The following is a 25837-nucleotide window of genomic DNA, read 5'->3' as shown; positions in this document are numbered from 1 at the left end:
CCAGCCCCATCCACGCAACCGTGCCATCACCGCGAGCGCGTGTCGGTGGCTGGCGTTACCTTGATTTGGAGCGGAACTACGAGCGGGGAGGCGCGATGTCGTTTCAGGCGTATTTGGATGCGATCGAGGACAAGACGGGGCTGACGCCTCGGGCGTTGGTGGACCAGGCGAAGGAGCGTGGGTTCGACGATCCGGCGGTAAAGGCTGGCGAGATTCTGGAGTGGCTGAAGGCCGAGTACGGATTGGGCCGCGGGCATGGGATGGCGCTGGTGCATGTGATCAAGAATGGGTCCCAGATCTCGGACAAGCATGTGGGTCGTGAGGGCTCGCATGGCGATAAGTCGAACATGCTGTGGCTGGACGGTAAGGCGAGTAAGCCACAGTAGTGGCGTAAGGCTGGCGGGCGGTCGGTTTGCTGGATCGCCGGTTGTGGGATGGAGGAGCACATGACAATCAAGCTTGAGAACGTGGGAATTGCGGTCCGCGACCTTGAGGAGGCAATTCTGTTCTTCACCGACCTGGGGCTGACCGTGGCAGGCCGGGACGAGGTCAGCGGCGAGTGGGCGTCCACGGCTGTTGGGCTGGACGGTAATCACGCGAAGATCGCGGTTCTGGTGACTCCGGACGGTGCAGGGCAGATTGAACTGTTCGAATACATCCATCCGGATGCGATCGAGACCTCGCCTACCTTGCCCAACGAGATTGGGATGCATCGCGTGGCGTTTTCGGTGGAGGACTTGGATGCGGCGCTCGAGGTGGTGGCTCGGCACGGGTACGGTCCGCTCCGCGGGGTCGCCAACTATCAGGACGTGTACTTGCTGACGTACGTGCGTGGCCCGAGCGGGATCATCGTGATGCTGGCGCAGGATCTGCGGAAGAATCCGCTGAAGGGTGGTTCGGAGAGCTCAGGCCGTTCGGCGAGCTAGCGCCGGAAGCGGTGTGGCGCTGCGAGGCGCAGCTAACACCGAATGGCTAGTTAGCGCGCCAGGACAAACTAGCGCCGCGAGGCCGCCAGGTAGGAGTTCATCGTCTCGGCGATCTCTTGGGCCTTGGCTCCTTTGACAGCGGCCGGGAGGATCGTGATCGCGCCGAAGCCTCGGTTGAGGTTGAATCGAGCGGCTGCGGCGCCCGGTCCGTCGAGTGAGCTCAGGAAGAAATCGGTCTCCTTGAGGTACACGGTGACAAAGTCCTGACGCTCAAACTTACCCGCGGCGATGGATTGCACCTCGGACCACGGGATCATCCTGCCGCGCAGCGAGGAGGCGCTCGTGTAGTCCTCGAATCCCTGGCCAGTAAGCCTCAGAGCGACCTTTCCAGCCCCCATTGTCCGCACCCCCGCTACCGCGACCAGGCCAAAGAACACGGCGCCCACCAGGCCGAGGATGCCCAGGAAAGAGGCAGGACCGGATGCCACGATCATTGCCACGCACACGGCAACAAAAGCAAGCGCTCCGACGATCGCTAGGATTCCGCGGCGGGCGTTGCGCTTGTACTCGAGGGTTTACATGCCGTCCATTTTGTCACGGGGCCGGTGGCGGGCTTGTCTCCACGGGAGCAGTCTCCAGTATCAAGAGTCCGTCCAGCGCGTCGAGCACCCTCATCACGCGGGCGAGCCCAAGACCGTCCACGCCGCCGTTCTCCAGCACGCTGATCCATTTGCGGGAGACATCCGCGGCAAGGGCAAGCTCAGACTGAGTCATGCCGAGTTCCAGGCGTCTTGCTCTCACCGCGAGCGCCAACCCCGGCAGCGACCGAACGTTGTAGCGCTTCATATCCTCCTTGCGCGCAACGATATCCTCACATCGAACCCATAGTAAGACACCATTATATGAGCTCGGATTGTCACGGAGCCGTGACAATCCGAAATGTCATGGAACCACGACATCCACAGATCTTGGGGTGGCGCCGGAAGGTGACCACGATCGTCGATAATCAGGTGCCGCCCACAGAGCGGCTACACCCCGCCCACAGAGCGGCCGCTTCCCAGCCACCCAACAACCACCCAACACCCCCCAACAACCACCCAACCAACCCCACCCATTCCCAGTGAGACAATGGACCACATGGATACGAACAAGTTCATTAGCGAGTTTGCCGCCTACATCACCGCCAGCCCCTCCTCGTACCACGCCGCCCACGAGGCCGCGCGCCAGCTGACCGAGGCCGGGTTCACCGAACTCAAGGAAACCGACCCGTGGATCGCGCCAAAGAAGGCGTTCGTTATCCGCGATGGCGCGCTCATCGCGTGGGTGACCCCGGATGGCGCCTCGGCCACGGCCCCTGCGCGCGTGCTCGGCGCACACACTGACTCCCCCGGCTTCAAGCTCAAGCCAAAGCCCACCACCGGCTCGAACGGCTGGCTGCAGGTTGGCGTTGAAATTTACGGCGGGCCGCTGCTGAACTCGTGGCTGGACCGTGAGCTGGAACTCGCTGGTCGCTTGGTCACCACGGACGGCACCACCCACCTCGTGCGCACCGGCCCGTGGCTGCGCATCCCGCAGCTCGCGATCCACCTGGACCGCGACGCCAACAACGGCCTCAAGCTGGACAAGCAGCGCGCAACCGCGCCCGTGTACGGGATTGGTGACGTCCGCGAGGCCGACGTAGTGGGTCACCTGGCCAACCTCGCCGGCATCGACCCAGCCGACGTTGCCGGCTACGACATCATCACCGTGGACACGCAGGAGCCACGCCGCTTTGGCCTGGACAACAAGCTGTTCGCGGCCGGCCGCATGGACAACCTCTCGTCCACCTTTGCCGGACTGCACGCGCTGATCTCCGCCGCCGACGAGCTGGAAGAGTCCGAACACATCACCGTGTTCTCCACGTTCGACCACGAGGAAATCGGCTCGGACACTCGATCCGGCGCCTCCGGCCCCTTCCTCGCCGACATCCTGGCCCGCATCTACAACGGCCTAGGTTCCAGCGAGGAGGAGCGCGCCCGCGCGCTCGCCGCGTCGTGGTGCATCTCCGCCGACGCCGGCCACTCCGTGCACCCCAACTACCCCGAGAAGCACGACCCCAACGTGGTCCCCCTGGCCGGCTCCGGCCCGCTCCTCAAGATCAACGCCAACCAGCGTTACGCCACCGACGCTACCGGCGCAGCCCTGTGGGTGCGCGCCTGCCGCGCCGCGGGTGTGGAGTACCAAGACTTCGTATCCAACAACAACTCGCCGTGCGGCACCACGATCGGCCCGCTGACCGCGACCCGCCTGGGCATCCGGACCGTCGACGTGGGCATCCCCCTCATCTCGATGCACTCCGCCCGCGAGCTCTGCCACGTGGACGACATGGTCGCCCTAGCCGCCGCCATCCGCGCGTTCTTCCTGGGCGCTTAAGTAGGGCATTGGCTGAGTCTAGGTAGCGGGTTCAGTTTAGGTAACTGGCTCAGTTTTAGGGCGCTGCCGCGCCCCTGATTCACGACGATCGTGCCCACCTCCCACGCTGACTTGCGCTGGGAGGTGGGCACGATCGTCGTTAATGGACTGCGATGATTGCTGTCCGGGCGGCCGCTAGGCCGGCCAGGTTGGCCAGGTTGGGCGAGCGTTAGTGCTGGTCAGTGAGGAGTTCCACCGCTACCTGGTCCACTTCCTCGAGGGACTCTCCGGGCGTTGGTGCCATAATGATGCGCTCGAGGGTTGGCCTTAGCTGCTGGATGGCCTCGCGTGAGAACTTGGGCAGGAGAGCCGAGACTACCCAGTACTTCCAGCCGTCGTCGGTGGGCTCGGGGGCGAGCAGGCTTTGCGCCAGCGGGATCACGGCGGTCTCGTGCTGGGCGAGCAACGGCAGAACCTTGGCCGCGATGGGCCAGTTGCAGTCCTGAATCCACTCGAGGAGCGCAGACAGGATCGGTTCGATCTCCGGGGTCGCGAGCTGGAGCAGCTCCTCCATGTGCGAGTCGTCGTGCTTGTTGCGCAGCACGAGTCGCTGCAGGTCGGGGAGCGGCCGGTCTGGGAATTGCCGGCCTGGGAGCTGCGCAGGCTGGTTCACTGGCTGGTTTACCGGCTGATTCATTGGCTCCCCTGTTTCCTGGTTGCGGTCCCGCATTCCTATTGTGCACAGGGAAGCTCGATCCATGGCCGCAAAACGGTCGTTTTCTCCATACTTATCCAGGTGGGTCGGATCGATCAGGGGAGATCAAGTGTGGGGAACTCTAGTGTTGGGAACTCAAGGATGAGAATCAGACGTGAACGAGGAGCAGCGTGGCTCCTACTCGCGATTGCAGCGGTAATGGGCCTCGGCGCGTGCTCCGCAAGCGGCCTACCGGGCGGAACGGATAGACCCGTGCCGACGGTTACCGCGACGGCAACCACCTCGCCTTCGCCCGAGGAAACCGAGCCCGCGGAACCCGCACCAACACTTCCACCCAAGCCTGCCGCGATGAGCGAGGAAACCGAGGAGGGGGCGATTGCGACGGTTCGGTATTTCATCGACGCAGTCAACATGGCCTACGCAACGAACGATCCGAACTACTTTGAGGACTTGGCGACGGATGACTGCAAGCTCTGCGGGAGCATTTCCGCTGCTATCAAAGATGCCAGTTTACTCAAGCAACAGTTTGAGAACTATGAACTAAGCATCGGAGAGCTATCCGCTCCAAAGACCCTCGACGAGGGTTGGACAGCGTTCAAGGTTGACGTAACCCAAGGGAACATTTTGCTCCGGAATCCCGACGGCTCCGAAGAAGTAATTTCAGAGTCACAAACAGTGACCCCAACAATCTTCGTTCTCGATTTCATCGAAGGAAGCTGGCGCGTTCTGGAAGCAACTTCATGATCGCCTCGATTGCACTAGTCTCGATTTTTCTCACGCTCGGAGGCGGCGGCGATGCGTCATGGAACTCTTCATCTGAGGGCAACGGCATCAATATAGGAGTTACCGTGGATGGCTGGGAGTCGCTTGGTTCCAACGGCGGTGGGAACACCCAAGTCAGCAATCCGAAGCCCAAGCCCACGACTCCCCCGCCACCACCGCTGACCTGCACCGTGCCGTCAGCGGACATGGGTACGCCCACAACCCAGGTCGACACCAACGACCCAACCTCGGGCACGCAACTGGCCAACTGCCAGCCGAACGAGCCCGCTGAACCGATCGTCGTGACGGCGGAGGACTTCCGCCGCATCAACTTGGACGGCTCCGGAATCACGATCAACCCCGAGAACAAGGACGCGGTCATCAACCTGCCGCTCGTCGCGTACACATCGGCAGACTCGCAAAGGACCACGATCACTCTGCTCGGCACTCGGGTCCTCGTGGAGGCAACGCCGATCGACTACACGTGGAACTGGGGTGATGGCTCCAAGCCGACATCCACCGAAGACCCAGGCCGCCCATACCCGTCGTTCGACATCTCGCACACCTACACCGCAACGGGAACCCACTCGATCGCGCTCACCACAACCTGGTCTGGACGCTTCTCCATCAACGGTGGAAACACGTGGCAGTCAATCAACGGAACAGCTACTACAACGGACACGGCTCCCCCGCTCACGGTGGTGGAGAAACTCCCTGTCCTCATCGACTAGACGATCAGGGCGACCCCAGCTCTATCGTCGAAAATGAAAGAGTCCCGTCAACGCCTAGGCGTTGACGGGACTCTCTATGAGACCAAACGGATTTTGCGCTGGCACCAAAACGGAGCGTAAGCAGGATGTCGAGGGCGTAAGGGAGCGGGCGAGTGCGAAAAGCGCAGCTTCGGGTATCAAGGCAACGCAATCGCAGTTAAGTTCTCCGCGAAGCGAGAACTTGACGGAGATGGAGTGGACGAAGATATCCGAAGTTGGCTCCGCACGCCTCGACAGCCAAGACACTTGCTGCGAAACGCTTGCCAAGCCACACGCTGACTCGCCATATAGCCGCGAGTCTGCTCGTTAGGCTTCGCCGAAGCTCACGCTCGAAGCCGTGCGCACAGGATCGATCGGAACCTGCGCCTCAGCATCCTCAGGGCCGTTCTCCCATGCATTCTTGCCGTAGACCACCGATGGGCCGGTGTTGTGCTCCACCAGGCGCCAGGCTGGCTGCGCGTCAGCGGACGTGTTGCGGGCAACCGTGGACCAGTGAACGTTGGACATACCGGCAACCCCGCGCCACTGGCTCGCGTCCTCGCCGAGGAACCCGGCGATAGCGCAGGAAATTGCCGCGCCGTGCGAGACCACGAAGAGCGTCTGCTTGGGGCTAAGGTCAGCCGAGTGCTCCTCAATCGCCTCGAGCATGCGCTCCGCAACTTCAGACTTAGACTCGATGCCCTCGACCTCAGGTTCAGCACCCCCGCGCCACTGGGCAAACTCCTCGGCCCAGTTGGCGGAGATTTCCTCTCCGGTCATGCCTTCCCACGGCCCGAACGAGCGTTCGCGAATGCGTTCGTCGATGATGACCTCGACGTTGTCGAACCGCGACGCAATGACCCGTGCAGTCTCAACCGCGCGGGACAGGTCAGACACGAGGATGCGGGCCGGCTTAGTGCCGCCGGCCAAGACCTCGGCGCAGGTGTGCGCCTGCCAGAGGCCAACCTCGTCGAGCTCGATGTCGATCTGGCCCTGGAGGCGCATGGCTGCGTTATACGCAGTGCGGCCGTGCCTGATCAGTCGAACGTTACCGACTGCCACAGATCAGTCCTCGATGTCGAGGGCTGGGAAGCCGTACTCGTCGAGTTCGTACTCAGGGGCGGTGCCGTCGCCACCACGAGCGTCTTCTGGGAGCTCGATGGCTGGGCAGTCGGCCCAGAGCTTCTCGAGTGCATAGAAGGCGCGGTCTTCCTGGTGCTGGACGTGGACGATAACGTCGCCGAAGTCGATGAGGACCCAGCGTCCGCCTTCCTTGCCCTCGCGGCGAATGCGCTTGGCTCCCGCCTTGTGCATTGCTTCTTCGACGGCGTCAACGATTGCGCCAACCTGGCGCTCGTTGTTGCCAGACGCGATCACGAACGCGTCGGTGAGGACCAGGTGGTCGCTCACGTCGAGTGCGATGATCTCGGCAGCCTTGCGGTCTGACGCTGCGCGCGCAGCGGTGATGGCCAGTTCTTTTGCGTGCTCAGTAGCAGCCACAGTTCTCCTTGATTCCGGCATTGTGCCGGGTTGTTTCAAACAAAGTCTGCCCCCATTATTTCGCACTTTGCCGTGAATTGGGGGCTGGCGGCTGTGACCTTCGCACTGATCTGGGCCGTCGCGGGGGCCAATCCACCACCCCTTTTCCCATCGAGAGTATTCCTGAGCCTACTCTCGACGTCGAGAGTGGGCTCAGGAATACTCTCGATCCCGGTGGTGGGCGTCGAACGGATGATTATTGATCCGTTCGATACCCAACGGATCAATAATCATCCGTTCGATGAAAGGGGTGGGTGCGTGTACGAGGGGTGCATGTATGAGTGGTACGTGGTTCGAGGGCAGAGACGACAAAGGGAGAGGCTCCCTACCGGAGCCTCTCCCATCGACTTAATGCCTTGTGTGTCTAGGCCTCGGGTGATCTCAACCAGCTGGAACTGGGCCACAGCTGATCTCAACACCGGCGAACCTAAGCCGTCAGCGGGTCAACAACTTGGCTGACCGAGAACGCGCCCTCGTCCGCGGGCGGTGCCTCCGTACCTGGGTCGATGCCCACCTTCCAGATAATCATGCCGAGCACGAACGCCACTGCCACCAGGATGATGTAGTGCAGCCACGTGTACGAGTGGTCGAGTTCGAAGTCCTCGTCGTCGTCCTCGTCCCGTGAGCGCGCTGGCGCCTCGGTCAGGCTGGAAACGCGCTGCTCAGGCTGGCCCGGCCGGAAGGATGGCGCCTGCTCGGAACGCGCGTTCGTGATTGCGTCCCACGCGGGCATTCCTCCCTCTGCTGCAGGTGAAGGGCTCTCGCCAACCGGAGGAACCTCGAACCCGAGGGAACGCTGCGGTGTAACAGCCTTGGGGGCTTCCTCAACAGGCTGCCCCTCCGCCTCGCGCAGTTCGCGAACGGTGAATGCAGCGGTTGGCTGGTCCTCGTCGAACGACTGACCAAAGTTCGAGAAGGGCTGGAAGGGCGCGGTGCGCTCCCCCGCAGCTTCAACTCGGCTGGGCAGTGCCGAGCCCGTTGCAGTTGGTGCGGAGGCCTGCGGCCTGAACGCTGGGGAGTTTGACTCCGCACCGCGCAGGGTGTTGGCCAAGCCGGCGTTCTGGGCAAGCGTTGGGAACAGCGCGCGCTGCTCCTGCTCGCGTTCGAGCTTTTTCTGTGCGGCATCTGGGTCCACGGCACGCCAGCCACCCTGGCCGTCCCGCTCCACGCGTGGGAGCTGGCTCGATGGTGGCGCTTGGCGCATGAATCCGGAGATGTTCTGTGGCTGGCCAGCCGGACGTGTGGCTCGCTGCTCGTGAGGCTCACGGATAGGTGCTAGTCCCGAGGCCTGCGTGAACTCCTGCGCGTCCACGAGGCTCGAAAGCTTGCCGGACTCCTGGAGGGTACGTACGGCGCTTGCTTGAACCGGTGGGACAACGCTGGGAATCTCAGGCTTGCCGGCAGGGACGGAATACATCGAGCGGCGGCTCACCTGTACTGGCTGGTTCCCAGGCTGAACGATGCCACGCTGCGGCAGTGCGCTAGGTACGGACGTGGGTGACGAGTGTCCGTAGGACCCCGTTCCATATGAGGCGCCGGCAGCCGGACTGGGGGTGCGACCTCCGGTGAGTGGCTGGTGCTGCGCTGGAGGTGGAGTGGCTGCAGCGTGTGGCACGCGAGGCGCGCTCTGGTGGGAGATGCGCTGTGGTCCGCCTGCGGATCCAACGCCCGTTGGAACAGATGAGCGAACCTGAGCGGCGCTGTAGTTCGACGGGGCGCTCGGCGCTTGCTGTGCCTGCTGCTGTTGGGCTCGAGCGATTTGCTGCGCCTCAAGCTCACGGATTTCTCTGCGCGTGAGCGGGCGACCGCCGGGCCCCTGAGGGTGGGGGGTACTCATTTAGCTGCCTCGGTGTCCGTTGTGGGGTATAGGCCGTGCTTGGCGATGTACTGCACAACCCCATCCGGAACGAGGTACCACACCGGCATTCCCTCACGAGTTCTTTGGCGGCAGTCCGTAGACGAAATAGCCATTGCTGGCACCTCGAGGACTTGAACTCGATCCGCGGGAAGGCCGTCCACGTCGATTTGGTGGCCCGGGCGGGTAACCGCCACAAACTGGGCCATCTCGAACAGGAGGTCCGCGTCTTTCCAGGACAGGATTTGGGCAACAGCATCCGCACCGGTGATGAAGAACAACTCATCGTCAGGGCGCTGGGCCTTCAGGTCTCGCAACGTATCAACGGTGTACGTCAGACCTGGACGGTCAATGTCGACCCTGCTCACAGTGAACTGTGGGTTGGAAGCCGTAGCAATGACAGTCATGAGGTACCGGTGTTCTGCCTCGGTGACCTCTTGGTTTTGCTTGAACGAAGGCGCACCCGTAGGAACAAACACGACTTCGTCAAGGTTGAAGCGAGCAGCAACCTCGCTCGCGGCCACGAGGTGGCCATGGTGGATCGGATCAAACGTTCCACCCATGACCCCGACTCGGGCCGGGCGAGATGCTGTGCTTGTGATGCTCACGTGCGTGAAGTGCGTGAGATCAGTGGCGGGTGCGGACACTCTTGAACGCGTAGGTAACTACGAGTCCAGCAACGAGTGCGCAGAAAGTGACGATGCCATACGAAACAGCCGAGATCGGGAGTGGGTTAACTGCCTCTGCTCCGGATGCAAGGATTTCAAGTGTGGACAAGGGTTCCTCCAGGTTTTTCAAGTTCTTCGGTTACAAAATTCCGCGGGAAATTTCACCCGAACACACAGTGTCTCACGTCAAGCGAGCGCTTTTGAAGATAAGTATTCACATTCACAGCGACTTCACCTAATACTTCACACGTGTACCAGTTCAGTTCGGGCTCAGGAAAGGCCCGCACCCTAGGGTGCGGGCCCGATCAAGGATCAGGGGCGAACCTGTCCTTCACCATTGACGATCCACTTAGTCGTGGTCAGTTCCGGGAGTCCCATCGGTCCACGCGCGTGGAGCTTCTGGGTCGAGATGCCAATTTCGGCGCCGAGACCAAACTGTCCACCATCCGTGAATCGCGTGGACGCATTTACCATGATCGCTGCGGAGTCAATCTCCGAGACGAAGCGCTCGGAGGACTCGTAGGACGCCGTCACGATCGCTTCGGTGTGCCCAGAGGTCCACGTCTGGATGTGCTCGATGGCCTCGTCGAGCGAGTCCACGATCTTTACAGCGAGTTCGAGCGCCAAGTACTCGGTGGCCCAGTCCCGGTCTGTCGCGGGCTGGAAGGAGTCGGAGCCGTCACCGAACGCGGCCGAGGCCTCGTCCACGTGCAGCGTCACATCAGCGGACCGAAGCGCGGCAAACGCGGCAGGCAGCAGCGCGTCTGCGACTCCCCTGTGCACCAGGAGCGTCTCCGCGGCGTTACACACACCCACGCGCTGGGTTTTGGAATTCATGATGATGCCAAGCGCCATCTCCACGTCCGCCGACTCATCCACGTAGATGTGCACGTTTCCGGTGCCGGTCTCAATGACAGGAACCTTGGATTCGCGCACAACGGTCTGGATCAGGTCAGCGCCACCGCGTGGCACCAGCACGTCCACGAGCCCGCGTGCCTGCATGAGCGAGACCCCGCCCGGACGCCCGTAGGCGTCGATCGACTGCACGAGGTCGGCGGGGAGGCCCACGCCCTCGAGTGCTTCACGGAGGACCTCAACGATTACTTCGTTCGAGGAAGCCGCGGCACTTCCACCGCGCAGAATCACGGAGTTACCCGACTTGAGCGTCAGCGCTGCGGCATCCACGGTCACGTTCGGGCGGGCCTCGTAGATCATGCCCACAACGCCCATAGGGACGCGAACCTGACGCAGTCGCAAGCCGTTAGGAAGCCTCGAACCGCGAATAACCTCACCAACGGGGTCCGGCAGGGAAGCCACCTCGTGCAGAGCGTCTGCGATTGCCTGAATACGGCCGGAATCAAGGGCCAGCCTGTCGAGCAGGCCCGGCTCCATGCCGTTCGCCTTACCGCGCTCGAGGTCGAGCTTGTTTGCCTCAATAATGCGCGCGTCATTCTTCACGAGCGCGCTGGCCATGGCACGAAGGGCCTCGTCCTTTGTCGCGCGGGTAGCGGTTGCCAGAACGCGCGAGGCGACCTTGGATCGGCGCGCGATCTCGTGCACGGCCTCATCAACCTGTGAGGCGCCTGTTGCCGAGTCGGCGATGAAAAGTTCTGTCATGAAATAAGCCCAGTCCAGCTCTCATCTCCTGGGCACCCGTGTCCCGGGAGGTGAGAGATTCAGTGTTGTTAGAAATCGAGATCCCGACTTGCGGGCAGCGTCAGCGCGGCCGGGCAGCGTCAGCGCGGCCGGGCAGCGTCAGCGCATGCCAGCCCATCACCGCCCGCACTATGGTGCGATGACCTGCGCCAAGACCTCGGTGAGGATCCTGGTTGCGATCGGTTCAGGAAGCAGCTGAGCGATCGCGAGAAGATCGGACATGTTGGCTGGCAGTTCAGAACCGGCTCCAGAACCAGCCAAGTCAGAACCAGCCCCACCCGAACCAGCAACGGCTTCAGAACCAGCACCACCAGAACCTCCCACACCCAGCGCCAACAGCAACCCCGCGAGCGCTTGGTCCATGACCTCCGCCGGAACCTGCTCAAGCCCTTCGCCGTTTTCGCCCACGCCCAGCGCAGCAAACTGTGCCTTGATCGCAGCCACGCCTCCAAGCACCATCGGGCTCTCGAGCGCCCCCGCAACTCCTCGCACGCGGTCCGCCGAGGCCGAGATTGCGGCAAGCAGGTCTCCGGTCTTGCCATGCGTGACCGGAGTGATGGTCAGGTGGGCAGACTGCGGCAGCAGGGTGCCGTCGGTCTGGACCTGGCCCGGCTGGGACTGCAGGATCCAACCTGACGCACGTATATCGTCGACAAGCTTGTGCGGGTTGACGCGCCGATCAGGCGCGACGGACTCATCGGCCACCACGGCAAGGAGCGGGCCCGTGGGCTCGCCCTGGACGCGTAGGCCCTCGATCTGATTCAGACCGGCCACCAGTTCGGCGGTTGCGGTCTGCATCAGCGCAACCTGCTCAGCAAAACCGGCCGTCCCCAGGTACTGCACGATCGCCCACGCGGACGCGATGGGCGCGGCCGATTTGGAGCCGAGCATCGTGGGGTTGACCACGGGGTATCCAGGCCAGTCTGTGATGGAGAAGTATTGTGCGCGGTGGCGCGCGTGGCCCTTGTGCAGCAGGATCGACGCGCCCTTGGGCGCAAAACCGTACTTGTGTAGGTCGGCGGAAATCGAGGTCACGCCGGGCACCGCAAAGTCCCATGCGTGAGCCACGCCCTTCCACCACGGCAGCGCGAACCCGCCGATGCACGCATCCACGTGGAGCGCGATTCCCTGCTCGAGCGCCACGGGAGCGACCTCCGCCACGGGGTCGAGACCCGCGTACGGGTAGTTCGGGGTGGACAGCACCACGAGCGCGACGTCGTCCCCCATCCGTTCAATGACGTCCGCCGCAGAGACCTGGCCTGTGGCTGGGTCTACGGGGACCTCGTCGAGAATCATGTCAAAGTACTTGGCCGCCTTGCGGAACGCGGCGTGCACGGTCGTGGGCGCCACGATCCGCCCGATCGCAAAGCGATCGCGGCCCACCCGCCACAGGTCTCGCGCCGTGCGGACCGCAAGCAGGCAGCTCTCGGTGCCGCCCGACGTCACGTTGCCGGCCACGTCGCTGCCGCCGTGCAGCATCTCGCGCGCAAACGCGATCAGATCGCGTTCCATCACGGCAACAGACGGGAATGTGGTGGGGTCCAACGCGTTCAGCGGCTGGACGATTCTTGCCACGTCACCCGCGAGATCGTCGATCTCCGAGATCCCCGTGTCATACACGTAGGACAGCACGCGGCCGCCGTGGGTGGGCGCGTCGAGCGAGCGCAGCTCGCGCACGGCCGCGATGATCGCGTCCGGATTCCCGGCCAGCTCTGGTCGGGTCTGCTCGTGGTATTCACGCATGGAATGGCGCCCTTTCTAGTTTGTGCATTATTGATTTTCGACGATTCCCTCGCCACCTCCCCTCCACTCCCCTCTGGGTGGTGGGCTGGGTGGAGGGCGGGTTTTCTGATCCGCGGTTTAGCGGCCGCCCGGGCCGCGATGCACGTCCGCTCGGCGCAGCGGGTAAGCGCGCAGCGTGACAAGCGATGCGGCAGTGGCCAGCGCCGGGATGAGCGAGAACGCGAGCACAATGCCGAGCACCGCGGAGTCGGGCTGCACCACCGAGGTGGAACCGGAGGACTCGAGGTACCCGGTGAGCGCCAGAACAAGGGTGAGCGCTGTCGAGCCCAGGGCCATGCCCGTGGTCTCCCCCGCCGTCCATACGCCGCCGAACACGCCGGCGCGGGTTTCTTGGTCGTCGGTGGTGGCGGTTGATACGGGGCTCTCGAGAGCTGGTACGCCAGCGTTCGCAGCAGCATCCGCTCCAGCCTCCGCCCCAGCCGCCAAGCCAACGGCCCGACTAGCGCCCGCGCTCATTTCGGTATTGGCATCATGCGTGATCACGTCCGGCAGCATCGCCATTGGGAGCGATTGCATTCCCGCATATGCGGCCCCGCACAGTCCGACAGCGGCGTACACCCACGCGCCCGGCGCAACGGCAAGACCCATGAGCGCGAGGGACCCTACGATGAACAGGATCGTGGCCCAGGCAAAGGCCTTCTCCTTACCTACCCGCAGCGCGATCCTGCCCCACACGGGAGCCATGAGCAGCGCCGGCGCGATGAGTGCGACAAACAGCAGGGTCACCGCTGACTCGGAGTGGAGCACCCACTTGGCCACGTACTGCGCGCCGGCGAGCATCATGCCGGTGGCGAGGCCCTGCAGGAAAAACGTTCCAAGGAGCGTGCGGAACGGCTTGGAACGCCGCAGCACGCTGATCCCCAGCTTGTACTGAGCGATCGCGGACACGCGCGCACCAGCGGGCTCCGCACTCGGTGCCACCTGCGGCGCCACCTTGGACGAGATGTAGAAGCCGAGGGCAATCACTAGGCCGGCCACGAGCGCCATGATGGCGTATCCGAGTCGCTCGTTGTCTCCGCCCAGCGCGCGCAGCATCGGGCCACCACCACCAAACATGAGGATTGCGAGCGTAAGCACTACAACGCGCCAGGTCAGGAGCCTCGTCCGCTCGTCGTAGTTCTCTGTCAGTTCCGCGGGAAGCGCGATGTAGGGGACCTGGAAGAGCGAGAACGCCGTGGCTGCGGCGATGAACGCCACGAGCACCCACACGCCCGCAGCCCTTCCCTCAACGGCAGTGGGTACTGCAAACGTGGCTAGGAAGAAGATTGGCAGGAAGACCGCGCCGATCCTCATGAACCTGGCGCGAGATCCCGTACGCCTCAGGCTGCGGTCCGACAGGTCACCGATGATCGGGTCGATGAGGACGTCCCACACCTTGGCAACAACCACGATGAGACCCGCGAGCGCTGCGGTGACGCCCAGCGAGTCAGTAAGGAAGTAGACCAGGACCAGTCCCGGCAGGGTTGCGAACCCTCCTGTGCCGAGCGATCCGGTCGAGTACTTGGCTATAGTTCCGCGGGAAAGGCGATCCGTCGACGCTGACGCTCCCCCGGGACGAACTTCTGTGATCTGACCCATGCGGACAAGCATAGGTCACACTTTCCTAAAGCTTTCCAAGGAGAAGAAATGTGGACACCGGCAGAGCTCCCCACACTGGTCCACTCTTCCCCGCACCACCCGAGAACCGCCCCGCACAAGCGCCGAGATCCTCGTTGCAGCGGTGAGTTCGTAGCTGTCAGCTAGGAACTCACCGCTGCAACGAGGATCTCGTCGGGAGTGTATGTACTCATTTTCGACGATCGTGGTCACCTTCCAGCACCACGGCAGTCAGAGGGCCACTAGAGAGCGTGCTTGCGTGCCTTGGGGTTGACCACTAGGTCATCGCGGTGCACAACGGCACGGTCGTAGCCATCGCCGTGCTCATCCTTCAGCGAGGTCGTCGAGCGTCCGAGCAACTTAGGCAACTCGCTCGAGTCGAAGGCCACCAGGCCTCGACCGATCACGCGTCCCTGCTGGTCAAGCACCTCAACAGGATCGTTCGCATCAAATGTGCCCTCAACGCCGGTGACCCCTGCAGGCAAAAGGGAAGCGAGACCGCCAAGGACAGCGCGAGCTGCACCATCGTCGACAATAAGACGACCGCGGACCTTGGCCGCGTATGCCAACCACAGCCGCCTACGGGACATGCGCTTGCCCGTGGCGGTGAAGCAGGTGCCCACGTCCTCGCCTGCGAGTGCCGCAGGCACGTTCGCAGCGAGCGTCAGAACCACGGGGATACCGGTGGCAGACGCGATCCGCACCGAATCCAACTTGGATACCATGCCGCCGGTGCCAACCGAGGAACCCTTGGTGGTGACCTCAACGTCAGCGATCTGCGCGAACGACGTAACCAGTGGGATGCGCTTGGAGCCCTCGATCTTGGGCGGGCCGTCGTATAGGCCGTCCACGTCGGTGAGCAGGATCATCGCGTCGGCGCGCACAATGTGCGAGACGAGCGCCGCAAGGCGATCGTTGTCGCCGAAGCGGATCTCGTCCGTGGCAACGGTGTCGTTCTCGTTAATAATCGGAACGATGCCCAGCCCAAGCAAGCGCTCAAGCGCGCGCTGAGTGTTGCGGTAGTGACTGCGGCGCATCGTGTCCTCGGCGGTCAGGAGGACCTGGCCAACCCGGACATTGTGCTCTGCAAACGCCGCCGCATAGCGAGCAACGAGCAGGCCTTGCCCCACGGACGCCGCCGCCTGGGCGGTCGCAAGATCCTTGGGGCGCCCGGTCAAACCAAGCGGCGCGATGCCCGCGGCAATTGCGCCAGACGTCACCAGCAGAACCTCGGTGCCCTGCGCGCGGCGAGCCGCAATCACGTCAACAAGGGCCGTCAGATTTTCAACCGACAGCCGGCCATCCGGGCCGGTCAGCGAGGACGAACCAATCTTGATGACAATGCGGCGAGCCTCGGCGATAGCCGAGCGGATGTCAGACGCCTGGTCCAGCGTCGACGAAGAAGGGGCGGTGGTAGTCACCGAACCATTCTCCCCCAATGCTGGACCTAGCGTGGTCACTGTCCGAAATCGTCGTCAGTGTGCGAAGGGTCAGTCCACTGACCCGAACGACGCTCCGTCCACAGCTCCTCACGAGCGGCAGTCTTGGCGTCCATGCGATCGTGGTGCTCACGGCGCTTGTCCGAACGGGTCGGGCGGTTGGACTCATCGAGGCGCATGTCAGTACCGCGAGGTCCAGTCAGCAGCTCGGCACCAGCGGACATGGTTGGCTCCCAGTCGAACACAACCGAGTTCTCCTCTGGTCCGATGCGGACCTCGGAGCCGGCAATGGCGCCAGCCTTGAACAGTTGGTCCTCCACGCCGAGCGTGGCCAGACGGTCAGCCAGGTAGCCGACTGCCTCGTCGTTGTTGAAGTCAGTCTGGCGCACCCAGCGCTCAGGCTTGGTACCGCGAACCCAGAAGTACTCGTCCCCAGCCCAGTCCTTCATCTTGGTCACGGAGAACGGAATCTCGCGCATACGTGGCTGCTCAACAAGAGTCACGATCTGGCGGTTCGTCTCAGGCTGCTGCTCGCGGGTGTGCAGAACGTATTGGGCCAGTGCGAAACTCAGTTCCTTGAGGCCCTCGTGGGTGGCAGCGGAAACCTCAAATGCGCGTAGACCACGCTTGGCAATGGCAGGCTTAACGAACTCGGCGAGTTCGCGGCCGTCTGGGACGTCGATCTTGTTGAGGACAACGAGTTGTGGACGCTCGTGCAGCGGCACGCGGCCACCGTCAAGCTCAAGTTCCTGAGAGTAGGCGCGCAGCTCGGCCTCAATGACCTCTAGGTCTGTAAGCGGATCGCGGCCAGGCTCAAGGGTCGCAGTGTCTAGCACGTGCACGATGACAGCGCAGCGCTCGATGTGGCGCAGGAAGTCGAGGCCAAGGCCCTTACCCTCGCTCGCACCTGGAATTAGGCCAGGAACGTCTGCGATGGTGTAGCGGGTTTCCCCCGCCTGGACCACGCCGAGGTTCGGCACAAGAGTAGTGAATGGGTAGTCAGCGATCTTGGGGCGAGCAGCGCTCAGCGCAGCGATCAGCGAGGACTTACCGGCACTTGGGAAACCCACAAGCGCGACGTCCGCGATCGACTTAAGCTCGAGCGTGACAGTTACCTCGTCACCGGGCTCACCAAGTAGCGCAAAGCCCGGAGCCTTGCGCTTCTTCGAGGAAAGTGCGGCGTTACCAAGCCCACCAAGGCCACCGGCAGCAACCACGTACTCGGCGCCCTCACCAACCAGGTCGGCCAGAACGTTTCCGCGCTTGTCCTTGACCACGGTTCCATTGGGCACAGCAAGAATCATGTCCTCGCCGTTGGCGCCAACACGGAAATCACCCATTCCGAAGCCACCGTTTTGGGCGGCACGGTGGGGTGAGTGGTGGTACTCGAGCAGCGTGGTGACGTTGCCGTCAACGCGCAGAATAACGCTGCCGCCACGACCACCGTTCGCGCCGTCGGGTCCAGCCAGAGGCTTGAACTTTTCTCGGCGAATCGAGGCACAGCCGTTACCGCCGTTACCTCCCCGGGCGTGAACTGTCACGCGGTCAACAAACGCTGCCATGATCTACCTATCCGTAAGCAGTGAAGTGCGCCGAGCGCGCACGAACGCGCACCGGCAATGTAAGTCTATTCAAAATGCAAAGGGACGCACCTAACGGTGCGTCCCTTCACGAAAAGCTAAACCGCGAAAATCAGGCGGTTGCTTCGACGATGTCGATGACCTTGCGTCCACGGCGAGTGCCGAACTGGACTGCACCAGCGGTCAGAGCGAAGAGAGTGTCGTCGCCACCGCGGCCAACGTTCTCACCTGGGTGGAAGTGAGTTCCACGCTGGCGAACGATGATCTCGCCGGCCTTAACAACCTGGCCGCCGAAGCGCTTTACGCCGAGACGCTGTGCGTTCGAGTCGCGACCGTTCCTGGACGAACTCGCACCTTTTTTGTGTGCCATGACAGTACCTGTCTTTCCTAAGAATAAGTTTGCTCAGTGCCCCAGAGTGCGGGACACCAACGAAGTCACTTGATGCCGGTAACCTTCAGGCGGGTCAGTGCCTGGCGGTGACCCTGGCGCTTCTTGTAACCAGTCTTGTTCTTGTACTTGAGGATGCTGATCTTTGGACCCTTTTCGTCGCGGAGGATCTCAGCGGAAACCTTTACCTTTGCAAGCTTTGCTGCATCGACGGTTACCTTTGCTCCATCAACGAGAAGGATCGCAGGAAGCTCAACGGAGTCGCCAGCGGAACCGGAAATTCGGTCGACGACTACGACGTCACCAACAGAAACCTTCTCCTGGCGGCCACCAGCCTTGACGATCGCGTAAACCACGTTGCTCTACTCTCTGTAGTCTCTAGGACGTGTGAACTGGGATTCCCCAGGTCGATTGGAACGGCGATTCTCATCGCCGACGATCAGTCGCGGAAACAGATCGCATAGTCACATGAAGCCGGCGGGAAGGAAATCCAACCCTGCGGGCAGCCTCAGTGCTTGGAGTGTGAGGGCACGTGAATGCCCGACAAGCACAGTGACATTTAGAGTCTATGCGATATGGGGGCTCAACTCTATGGAGCGCCATGTGACGCTCGTCAAGAAGAGCTCCGTTTATGACCGTCCCTCATTACCTGAAGAACTGCGTGACACCACGTCCTACTAAGACATGCCACGCAACAGGCGGATCAACCGGCCAAAGCCGGGTCCGCCCAACTGAAAACAACGCTCGGTTTACGTCCGCTCCGTCGTTAGCAGTTATCTCATACTGCGAGGATCTACCCCCACGTAAGCGCGGGCTCGATCTCTTGCGATCACAGCCGAGATGAATGCCATACGGCCATCCGCTGAACAAGCCCAATCGGTCCTGTCAGAGGAAGTCTTGTGGGTGCTATTCGCACTCACGATCTTCAAGTATACAAGGTGTGCGCCGTGCGAATAAACACACGGCGGCACATTTGTTCAACGCCACATTTTTGCGGCGCCGCCTCGTACTACCTTCAGTCTTGTGCGGGAGCCGCTTCGGTTGGCTCCGCGTCAGCCCCGGCGGGTGCCTCGACAGCTGTTTCTTCAGGCTGCTCCACAGGCTCTGGCGCTGTTTCTGCAGCTAGCTCGGCGGGAGCCTCGGTCTTGGCAGGCGCGTCAACTACTGGCTCCGCAACTGGCTCAGCTTCCGCCGATGCCTCGTGCGCACTCGCCGCAGCCGCAGCAATCGTGGCGAGCGTTGCCTTGACGGCATCGCGAGTCTCGTCTGCACCCTCGGCCGGCTTATCGCTGGATTCCTGCGATCCGCTCTGGGTTGCAGCAGTCTCACCCGAGTTGTCCTTGTTCGAGTTGCGCTTGCGGCGCGAACGCTTGGATCCGCCCTGCTCACCCTCGGCCGAGCCGGAACCGGAGCCCGCGCTCTTGACCTCTGGCGAGTTGTTGTGGACGTGCTGACCCTGCTTCTCGTTTGGCTCTTCGTGCACGATGAAGCCACGGCCGTTGCAGTGTTCACAGGTGGTGGAGAAGGCTTCAACAAGGCCCTGTCCCACGCGCTTGCGGGTCATCTGCACGAGTCCGAGCGAGGTGACCTCGGCGACCTGGTGCTTGGTGCGATCGCGGCCGAGGCACTCGACCAGTCGGCGCAACACAAGGTCACGGTTGGACTCGAGGACCATGTCGATGAAGTCGATGACGATGATTCCACCGATGTCGCGCAGTCGGAGCTGGCGGACGATCTCTTCCGCTGCCTCGATGTTGTTACGCGTCACGGTTTCCTCGAGCGTGCCACCCTGACCGGTGAACTTGCCCGTGTTGACGTCGATGACTGTCATTGCCTCGGTGCGGTCGATCACGAGCGAGCCACCGGATGGGAGCCAGACCTTGCGGTCCATGCCCTTGGCGAGCTGCTCGTCAACACGTGCCGACGAGAAGATGTCCTTGTTGTCTACCCACTTGCTCACGCGGTCAGCAAGGTCTGGTGCGAGTTCTGCCACGTAGGACGAGATCTCTTCCCAAGCGCCGTGGCCCTGGACCTTGAGCGAGGTGAAGTCGTCGTTGAAGATGTCGCGGACCACGCGGATTGCCAGGTCTGGCTCGCCCTGCAGGAGTGCTGGGGCGTTCGCGGTCTTAGACTTCTTCTCGATCTTCTCCCACTGGCCCTGAAGGCGTGCGATATCCGCCTTCAGTTCTTCCTCGGAAGCGCCCTCGGCTGCGGTGCGAACGATGACGCCGGCACCCTCTGGAACGACCTCACGCAGGATGCGCTTGAGGCGGCTGCGCTCTACATCTGGGAGTTTGCGCGAAATACCGGTCATGCCGCCACCTGGAACGTACACGAGGTAGCGTCCGGCGAGCGTGACCTGCGAGGTCAGGCGTGCACCCTTGTGGCCGATTGGGTCCTTGGTGACTTGCACAAGCACGGTGTCGCCCGACTTGAGCGCCTGCTCGATGCGTCGCGGCTGGCCGTCAACGCCATGTGCGTCCCAGTTAACCTCACCGGCATAGAGGACCGCGTTGCGACCCTTTCCGATGTCGATGAATGCGGCTTCCATGGATGGCAGCACGTTCTGGACGCGGCCCAGGTAGACGTTACCGGCCATCGATGCGGAGCTCTGCTGCGATACGTAGTGCTCCACCAGTACGCCGTCCTCGAGGACTGCGATCTGGGTACGTCCGTCGCGCTCGCGCACGACCATTGAGCGTTCGACCGACTCGCGGCGAGCCAGGAACTCTGCCTCGGTGATGATGGTGCGGCGGCGTCCGGCGTCGCGGCCTTCGCGGCGGCGCTGGCGCTTTGCCTCGAGCCTTGTGGAGCCCTTGAGTGCGGTGACTTCGTCCGATGCGGTGCGTGAGCCACGCTCCTCGCCCGTACGGCCGGAACGGCGGCGACGACGGCGACGGCGCGAAGACGAGTACTCGTCATCCGAGTCGTCGGAGTCCTCAGTGTCCTCGGATTCGGTGTCGGAGGAGCCTGCGCTACGCGAGTCTTCGGACCCTTCCGAGTCGTGCTCATTGTCGTCGGAGTCGGAGTCAGAGTCGTTGTCCGAAGAGTTCCGGTTGCGACGTCCCCGACCTCCACGGCGGCGACGACGGCGCGGTGAGTCGTCCGACTCGTCCTGCCCCTCGTCCGTGCCTCCCGTCTGGTCTTCGGCGGATTCCTCGGTCTCCTCGTCGGCGGCCTTGGCATTCTGGGTTTCGGCCTGGTCCTGTGGGGCACCCTGAGCTGCACCCTGCGCATCCTCGTCGGACGCGGTGTGCTCCTGGTTGCTGCGGCGGTCCTGCGAGCCCTTTCGGTTGCGCTGGTTGCGGGAGCGGCGTGGAGCCTGCTCAACAACCTCTACTACCTCTTCGGTCTCTTCTTCCTCGACCACTGGCTCTGGCACAGCGTTCAGGTCTGGCGCCTGGAACAGGAGGGCCGTGGTGGCGAGGCGTGGTCGCACAGGTGCGGCTGGCGTCTCTGACACTGCGCCCGCGGTGGGGTCGGAGAATACGCCGGCTCCGCGGCGCGAACGACCGCGTCCCGTCTTTGGCTTCTCAGTGCTTTGCGACGATTGTGCCTTGGACTCGCTTGGCGCTTCTGTTTCCGCGACTTCCGTTGCGTCCTTGGCTTGAGCGGTCGCCGACTTTGCCGAGGTGCGGGTACGGCTCCTCGGGGTCTTTGGCTTTTCGCTGTGAGGGGCTGCCTCTTCAACTGCTGGCGTGTCGGTGGAGGCCTCTGCAACAGTGTCTACAGCAGCGTCCGGCTTTTTGCGTGAACGCGAGCGGGTGGTCTTGGGTGCAGCGGAGGAGTCCTTCTCGGCTGCAGCTTCTGCGTCGCTTGACTGTGCGGCTGAAGACGAGCCCTTTGCCCCGCCCTTGGCGGACTTGGCAGTGCTCTTCTTTGCGGTCGTCGTCCTCTTTGGCGCTTCTTCGGTAGCTGCCTGAGCTGTTTGCGAACGCTCGTTTGCCTCGGTTGCCTGTGCGGCAATCTCTGTTGCAGTTCCAGCGACGGCTACGGCCGCACCGGCGGCGCGTCCGCTCGAGGTTGCGCGGCGGGAACGGCGTGGCGCGGTCCCGGTTTCTTCGGTGGTGTTCGTTCCGGAGACGACTGCTGCGCCGCCCACGGTGGTCTTTGGTGCCGCAGTTGGTGCCGTCTCAGCTGTCAGGAACTGAACTGGCTGCGCGGCTGGGGATGAGGTTGCTCGGGTGACGCGGCGACGCGCTGGCTTTCCCGAGCTTGTGGTCTGGGGTTCGTTTACCCCGGTGTTATGCGAATCATCATTGAGAGTCACTGTGTGTGCTCCAAACTGCCACCGGATAGCACTGTTCCACACTCACAGGCCATCGGTGACGCATTAGTCGTCCTTACGGGTTGATGAGACCCGCGGACGGAAGTCCAAAGGAAAGGAACGGCACGAGGAGGCGAGCGATCTTGCTCTACAGGGCTTCGGTTCCATGCATGAAGTCAGATGATCTTCTTCATACAGTCCGGGCGGTAGCCCAGGCGAATGATTCCGGTTCCTTGCACGGCAGATCCGCGTTCGCGGTGAGCTAGTGCGCGTTCTCAGAGTGGACGTGTGGTGTCCACGCAAATTCAAGTATCTCACAGTGGCACCACCGTTCGGCATTTGGGCGTTAGTTCGGCGATTATCTCGCCCGCCTTCAGAGTTCCCCACGGCTCAGAATCGGGCGCGATGGCGACCACGGGCCCAAAGTCCCTTTATGTGACACCTGTCAGAATCTCGTCATAAAAGCGTCGGCGGGGCGAGAACGTGCTCAAGTTCGCCCGCCGCTTGAGGGGATCGTTGGTCACACCAATGGGTTTTGGGGACCTTCGTCCCAGCGAACCAAAGCAAATAGGAATAGGTTCGAACATGGCAGGTATTTTCACAACAATTTCTCAACTGGGAGAGACATGGAATCCCTGGACATTGCACGGTGGCAGTTCGGTATCACGACCGTCTACCACTTCTTCTATGTTCCACTCACTATCGGCCTAGCGCCTTTGGTCGCCATCATGCAGACTCAGTGGGTTCGCACGGGCGACGAGCGCTGGCTCAAGCTCACCAAGTTCTTTGGCAAGCTGCTCCTCATTAACTTTGCGATCGGTGTTGTCACCGGTATCGTCCAAGAGTTCCAGTTCGGTATGAACTGGTCCGAGTACTCGCGGTTCGTGGGTGACGTCTTCGGCGCACCTCTCGCGATGGAAGCGCTCGCCGCGTTCTTCGTTGAGTCCACCTTCCTCGGACTATGGATCTTTGGCTGGGACCGGCTCAACAAGAAGGTTCACCTCGCAACCATTTGGCTCGTAGCAGGCGCGACAACGCTGTCCGCCTACTTCATTCTGGCCGCCAACTCCTTCATGCAGCACCCTGTGGGCGCTCGCCTGAACCCTGAGACTGGCCGCGCCGAAATGGAGTCCATCTGGGAGGTCCTGACCAACAGCACCGTTCTCGCTGCATTCCCCCACACGATCACAGCCGCATGGCTCACCGCAGGAACCTTCGTTGCCGGTATCGCCGGCTGGTGGATGGTGCGCGAGAAGCGCCGCGGACGTCCAGAGGTCGCTGAAGGCGTTTACCGCAAGGGCTTCCGCCTGGGTCTGTGGACCATGGTCATTGCAGGTGTGGGACTCGCCGTCACCGGTGACTTCCAGGCCAAGCTCATGTTTGAGCAGCAGCCCATGAAGATGGCCGCAGCAGAGGCGATCTGCGAGACCCCTGAGGGTGGCACGCCATTCTCGATCCTCTCAATCGGTGACTTCTCCAACGACTGCGAGAACGTCAACCACATCCTCGAGCTCCCCGGCTTCACCTCCTTCCTTGCAACCGGAGACTTCAACTCCCAGCTGCTTGGCATCAACGACCTGCAGGCTCAGTACGCAGAGAAGTACGGCGAGTTTGACGCCAACGGTGAGGTCATCAACTACGTACCAAACCTCACCATCACGTACTGGTCCTTCCGCCTGATGATCGGCTGGGCAGCCTTCTCCGCAGCGCTCGCTGCGGCAGGGCTCTGGCTCACCCGCAAGGGACGCACCCCGGACAACAAGTGGCTGGGCACGCTCGGACTCGTGGCAATCCCAACGCCATTCCTTGCATCTTCGTTCGGTTGGATCTTCACCGAGATGGGCCGTCAGCCTTGGGTAGTCGTGCCTAATCCAAACGGCATCACCGACATCCGCATGCTCACCGCGGACGGTGTCACTACTGTCCAGGGAGCCGGAGTCGTCGCCGCGTCACTCGCGATCTTCACGCTTGTGTACACGTTCCTGACCGTCATTTGGGCCCGGTTAATCTGGCGCTACATGGTTCAGGGAGCTCCTGAAATTGTCCACGACGATTCGCCTGAGGCTAATCCAGGTCGCGACAGCGACCCAGACGCGCCTTTGTCGTTCGCTTACTGATATCTGATCCAAAGAAAGGAAAGAGAACATGGAACTCGAATTCCTCAACGTCCTATGGTTTGTCCTCATCGCCATTCTCTGGACCGGGTATCTGGTGCTCGAAGGCTTTGACTTCGGTGTCGGCATGCTTCTTCCCGTCCTGGGAAAGAAGGAGAAGGAACGCCGCCTTCTCATCAACACGATTGGTCCACTGTGGGACGGCAACGAGGTGTGGCTGCTGACCGCTGGTGGCGCAACCTTTGCTGCGTTCCCCGAGTGGTACGCCACGATGTTCTCCGGCTTCTACATCCCGCTCTTCATAATCCTGATCGCCCTGATCGTTCGCGGTATCTCGTTCGAGTACCGGGCAAAGATCGAGGACGGAAACTGGAAGCGCTGGTGTGACGCTGGAATCATCTTCGGCTCGTGGGTCCCATCGATCCTGTGGGGCGTTGCGTTTGCAAACCTGGTCCGCGGTGTCGAGCTTGACGCAAACCACCAGTTCACCGGTGGATTCTTCTCGCTGCTCAACCCATTTGCCCTTCTGGGCGGTGTAGTAACCCTCCTCCTCTTCCTGCTCCACGGTGCGCTGTTCTTGGCACTTAAGACGGACGGGGACATCCGAGTCCGTGCCAACGCACTCGCCGGCAAGTTCGCACTCGGCTCGATCCTTGCTGCTGGAACCTGGGCCATCTGGGCTCAGGTTGCATACGGCAAGGGCTGGACCTGGATTGCAGTCATCATCGCGGCCGCTTCCCTAGTCGCCGTGTACCTGACCAACCGCGTAGGCAAGGAAGGCCTGGCCTTCACGTTCTCTGCAGTTGCTATCGTTGCAGCCGTCGTGCTGATCTTCGGTTCGCTGTTCCCGAACGTCATGCCTGCGTCCAACGTTGCTGAGAACTCGCTCAACATCATGAACGCAGCATCCACCCCATACACCCTGACTGTCATGTCGTGGGTTGCAGTGATGCTCGTTCCTCTGGTCCTGGCCTACCAGGCATGGACCATCTGGGTGTTCCGCAAGCGTCTGAAGGTGGAGCACATCCCAGACGCAATTGGTCTTGCTACTCTGTCAGTTCCCAAGGAACTGCTGAAGGACTAATCCAGCGTGAAGCCTCTTGATCCACAACTCCTCAAGGTTGCGACTCCGGCCCGCGGCTACGTCATTCTGACGGCCGCGTTCGGGGTCGCAACCGCGGGACTTGTCATTGCGCAAGCACTGCTCATCGCGGCAGTGCTTGCGCCCGTTGTAAGCCAAGGTGCAGGCCTCGCCGACGTCCGCACTCCTCTCCTTGCTCTTGCCGGAGTAGTTGTCGCACGTGCCATCGTTGCCGGTTTCTCCGAGCGCTACGCACACCGTGCGTCCATCCAGGTCATCGTTGAGTTGCGCCGCAAGGTCATCGAGAA

Annotated in this window: 23 protein-coding genes and 1 pseudogene; 8 read left to right on the top strand and 16 right to left on the bottom strand. The window is 62.3% G+C overall.

The window, feature by feature from the left end:
- Positions 1-95 precede the first annotated feature (95 nt).
- On the top strand, positions 96-386 hold the full coding sequence (locus tag HGSM_RS05020; RefSeq protein ID WP_019147656.1) for a DUF4287 domain-containing protein: 291 nt from the start codon (positions 96-98) through the stop codon (positions 384-386).
- 60 nt (positions 387-446) lie between these two features.
- Entirely contained in the window at positions 447-926 is a 480-nt protein-coding gene (locus tag HGSM_RS05015; RefSeq protein ID WP_019147655.1) for a VOC family protein, read from the top strand.
- 68 nt (positions 927-994) lie between these two features.
- Here HGSM_RS05015 and HGSM_RS05010 read toward each other — a convergent pair whose 3' ends face one another.
- Both HGSM_RS05010 and HGSM_RS05005 read right to left on the bottom strand, forming a co-directional pair.
- Entirely contained in the window at positions 995-1468 is a 474-nt protein-coding gene (locus HGSM_RS05010) for an STM3941 family protein (RefSeq protein WP_326550021.1), read from the bottom strand.
- 52 nt (positions 1469-1520) lie between these two features.
- Positions 1521-1700, bottom strand: coding sequence for a helix-turn-helix transcriptional regulator (locus tag HGSM_RS05005; protein WP_230197497.1), 180 nt, complete (start codon positions 1698-1700; stop codon positions 1521-1523).
- 363 nt (positions 1701-2063) lie between these two features.
- On the opposite strand from HGSM_RS05005, the gene HGSM_RS05000 reads away from it, so the two are divergent.
- The gene (locus tag HGSM_RS05000; RefSeq protein ID WP_040594740.1) at positions 2064-3338 is read left to right on the top strand and encodes a M18 family aminopeptidase; all 1275 of its coding nucleotides are present in this window, start codon (positions 2064-2066) and stop codon (positions 3336-3338) included.
- 208 nt (positions 3339-3546) lie between these two features.
- On the opposite strand, the gene HGSM_RS04995 is transcribed toward HGSM_RS05000, so the two are convergent.
- A complete protein-coding gene (locus HGSM_RS04995) occupies positions 3547-4014 on the bottom strand; it encodes a DUF5071 domain-containing protein (RefSeq protein WP_019147651.1) in 468 nt (155 codons plus the stop codon).
- A 159-nt stretch (positions 4015-4173) separates the two neighbouring features.
- Between HGSM_RS04995 and HGSM_RS04990 the strand changes: the two genes are divergently transcribed.
- Both HGSM_RS04990 and HGSM_RS13650 read left to right on the top strand, forming a co-directional pair.
- On the top strand, positions 4174-4776 hold the full coding sequence (locus HGSM_RS04990) for a DUF6318 family protein (protein WP_326550009.1): 603 nt from the start codon (positions 4174-4176) through the stop codon (positions 4774-4776).
- Positions 4773-5525, top strand: a complete 753-nt coding sequence (locus HGSM_RS13650; protein WP_019147649.1) for a PKD domain-containing protein — start codon at positions 4773-4775, stop codon at positions 5523-5525. Before HGSM_RS04990 ends, HGSM_RS13650 begins: the two co-directional genes overlap by 4 nt.
- A gap of 345 nt (positions 5526-5870) precedes the next feature.
- Here the strand turns inward: HGSM_RS13650 and HGSM_RS04980 are convergent, their stop codons facing one another.
- The 13 genes from HGSM_RS04980 to HGSM_RS04920 form a co-directional block, all read right to left on the bottom strand.
- Positions 5871-6605 carry a histidine phosphatase family protein gene (locus HGSM_RS04980; RefSeq protein WP_019147648.1) on the bottom strand — a complete coding sequence of 245 codons (735 nt, stop codon included), beginning with the start codon at positions 6603-6605 and terminating at the stop codon, positions 5871-5873.
- A gap of 3 nt (positions 6606-6608) precedes the next feature.
- Positions 6609-7043 carry a ribosome silencing factor gene (gene rsfS, locus HGSM_RS04975; protein WP_019147647.1) on the bottom strand — a complete coding sequence of 145 codons (435 nt, stop codon included), beginning with the start codon at positions 7041-7043 and terminating at the stop codon, positions 6609-6611.
- A 466-nt stretch (positions 7044-7509) separates the two neighbouring features.
- On the bottom strand, positions 7510-8919 hold the full coding sequence (locus tag HGSM_RS13645) for a hypothetical protein (protein WP_020693877.1): 1410 nt from the start codon (positions 8917-8919) through the stop codon (positions 7510-7512).
- Positions 8916-9545 carry a nicotinate-nucleotide adenylyltransferase gene (gene nadD / locus HGSM_RS04960; RefSeq protein WP_268257795.1) on the bottom strand — a complete coding sequence of 210 codons (630 nt, stop codon included), beginning with the start codon at positions 9543-9545 and terminating at the stop codon, positions 8916-8918. Before nadD ends, HGSM_RS13645 begins: the two co-directional genes overlap by 4 nt.
- Before the next feature lie 19 nt (positions 9546-9564).
- On the bottom strand, positions 9565-9714 hold the full coding sequence (locus HGSM_RS14595; protein WP_019147645.1) for a hypothetical protein: 150 nt from the start codon (positions 9712-9714) through the stop codon (positions 9565-9567).
- Positions 9715-9917: 203 nt separating this feature from the next.
- Entirely contained in the window at positions 9918-11222 is a 1305-nt protein-coding gene (locus tag HGSM_RS04955) for a glutamate-5-semialdehyde dehydrogenase (protein ID WP_019147643.1), read from the bottom strand.
- Between the two features lie 168 nt (positions 11223-11390).
- Positions 11391-13004: a pyridoxal phosphate-dependent decarboxylase family protein gene (locus HGSM_RS04950; protein ID WP_019147642.1), complete on the bottom strand. Its 1614-nt coding sequence runs from the start codon at positions 13002-13004 to the stop codon at positions 11391-11393.
- A gap of 117 nt (positions 13005-13121) precedes the next feature.
- Complete coding sequence (locus HGSM_RS04945) at positions 13122-14642, bottom strand: MFS transporter (protein WP_051009719.1); 1521 nt, start codon at positions 14640-14642, stop codon at positions 13122-13124.
- Between the two features lie 260 nt (positions 14643-14902).
- Complete coding sequence (proB, locus tag HGSM_RS04940; RefSeq protein WP_019147640.1) at positions 14903-16081, bottom strand: glutamate 5-kinase; 1179 nt, start codon at positions 16079-16081, stop codon at positions 14903-14905.
- Positions 16082-16116: 35 nt separating this feature from the next.
- The gene (obgE, locus tag HGSM_RS04935; protein WP_019147639.1) at positions 16117-17661 is read right to left on the bottom strand and encodes a GTPase ObgE; all 1545 of its coding nucleotides are present in this window, start codon (positions 17659-17661) and stop codon (positions 16117-16119) included.
- A gap of 130 nt (positions 17662-17791) precedes the next feature.
- Complete coding sequence (gene rpmA / locus HGSM_RS04930; RefSeq protein WP_019147638.1) at positions 17792-18049, bottom strand: 50S ribosomal protein L27; 258 nt, start codon at positions 18047-18049, stop codon at positions 17792-17794.
- 65 nt (positions 18050-18114) lie between these two features.
- Positions 18115-18423 carry a 50S ribosomal protein L21 gene (gene rplU / locus HGSM_RS04925; RefSeq protein WP_019147637.1) on the bottom strand — a complete coding sequence of 103 codons (309 nt, stop codon included), beginning with the start codon at positions 18421-18423 and terminating at the stop codon, positions 18115-18117.
- Positions 18424-19082: 659 nt separating this feature from the next.
- Positions 19083-22337, bottom strand: coding sequence for an Rne/Rng family ribonuclease (locus HGSM_RS04920; RefSeq protein ID WP_019147636.1), 3255 nt, complete (start codon positions 22335-22337; stop codon positions 19083-19085).
- A gap of 623 nt (positions 22338-22960) precedes the next feature.
- On the opposite strand from HGSM_RS04920, the gene HGSM_RS04915 reads away from it, so the two are divergent.
- The 3 genes and pseudogenes from HGSM_RS04915 to HGSM_RS04905 form a co-directional block, all read left to right on the top strand.
- Entirely contained in the window at positions 22961-24451 is a 1491-nt protein-coding gene (locus tag HGSM_RS04915; RefSeq protein ID WP_019147635.1) for a cytochrome ubiquinol oxidase subunit I, read from the top strand.
- 28 nt (positions 24452-24479) lie between these two features.
- On the top strand, positions 24480-25532 hold the full coding sequence (gene cydB / locus HGSM_RS04910) for a cytochrome d ubiquinol oxidase subunit II (protein ID WP_019147634.1): 1053 nt from the start codon (positions 24480-24482) through the stop codon (positions 25530-25532).
- Positions 25533-25538: 6 nt separating this feature from the next.
- A pseudogene (locus HGSM_RS04905) lies at positions 25539-25837 on the top strand (thiol reductant ABC exporter subunit CydD); the annotation flags it as partial.

Source organism: Timonella senegalensis JC301 (genome assembly GCF_000312125.1).
Classification (GTDB): Bacteria; Actinomycetota; Actinomycetes; order Actinomycetales; family Cellulomonadaceae; genus Timonella; species Timonella senegalensis.
This window is presented reverse-complemented; position numbering and strand designations above follow the sequence as displayed.

Bases quoted from the DNA above. Each gene is read 5' to 3' on its own strand.
- HGSM_RS04955 (WP_019147643.1), bottom strand. From the start codon at position 11,222: ATGACAGAACTTTTCATCGCCGACTCGGCAACAGGCGCCTCACAGGTT.
- HGSM_RS05015 (WP_019147655.1), top strand. From the start codon at position 447: ATGACAATCAAGCTTGAGAACGTGGGAATTGCGGTCCGCGACCTTGAG.
- HGSM_RS04995 (WP_019147651.1), bottom strand. From the start codon at position 4,014: ATGAATCAGCCGGTAAACCAGCCAGTGAACCAGCCTGCGCAGCTCCCA.
- HGSM_RS04945 (WP_051009719.1), bottom strand. From the start codon at position 14,642: ATGGGTCAGATCACAGAAGTTCGTCCCGGGGGAGCGTCAGCGTCGACG.
- obgE (WP_019147639.1), bottom strand. From the start codon at position 17,661: ATGGCAGCGTTTGTTGACCGCGTGACAGTTCACGCCCGGGGAGGTAAC.
- HGSM_RS13645 (WP_020693877.1), bottom strand. From the start codon at position 8,919: ATGAGTACCCCCCACCCTCAGGGGCCCGGCGGTCGCCCGCTCACGCGC.
- HGSM_RS04990 (WP_326550009.1), top strand. From the start codon at position 4,174: ATGAGAATCAGACGTGAACGAGGAGCAGCGTGGCTCCTACTCGCGATT.
- HGSM_RS04950 (WP_019147642.1), bottom strand. From the start codon at position 13,004: ATGCGTGAATACCACGAGCAGACCCGACCAGAGCTGGCCGGGAATCCG.
- HGSM_RS05005 (WP_230197497.1), bottom strand. From the start codon at position 1,700: ATGACTCAGTCTGAGCTTGCCCTTGCCGCGGATGTCTCCCGCAAATGG.
- HGSM_RS05020 (WP_019147656.1), top strand. From the start codon at position 96: ATGTCGTTTCAGGCGTATTTGGATGCGATCGAGGACAAGACGGGGCTG.
- rpmA (WP_019147638.1), bottom strand. From the start codon at position 18,049: ATGGCACACAAAAAAGGTGCGAGTTCGTCCAGGAACGGTCGCGACTCG.
- HGSM_RS05000 (WP_040594740.1), top strand. From the start codon at position 2,064: ATGGATACGAACAAGTTCATTAGCGAGTTTGCCGCCTACATCACCGCC.
- HGSM_RS04915 (WP_019147635.1), top strand. From the start codon at position 22,961: ATGGAATCCCTGGACATTGCACGGTGGCAGTTCGGTATCACGACCGTC.
- HGSM_RS13650 (WP_019147649.1), top strand. From the start codon at position 4,773: ATGATCGCCTCGATTGCACTAGTCTCGATTTTTCTCACGCTCGGAGGC.
- cydB (WP_019147634.1), top strand. From the start codon at position 24,480: ATGGAACTCGAATTCCTCAACGTCCTATGGTTTGTCCTCATCGCCATT.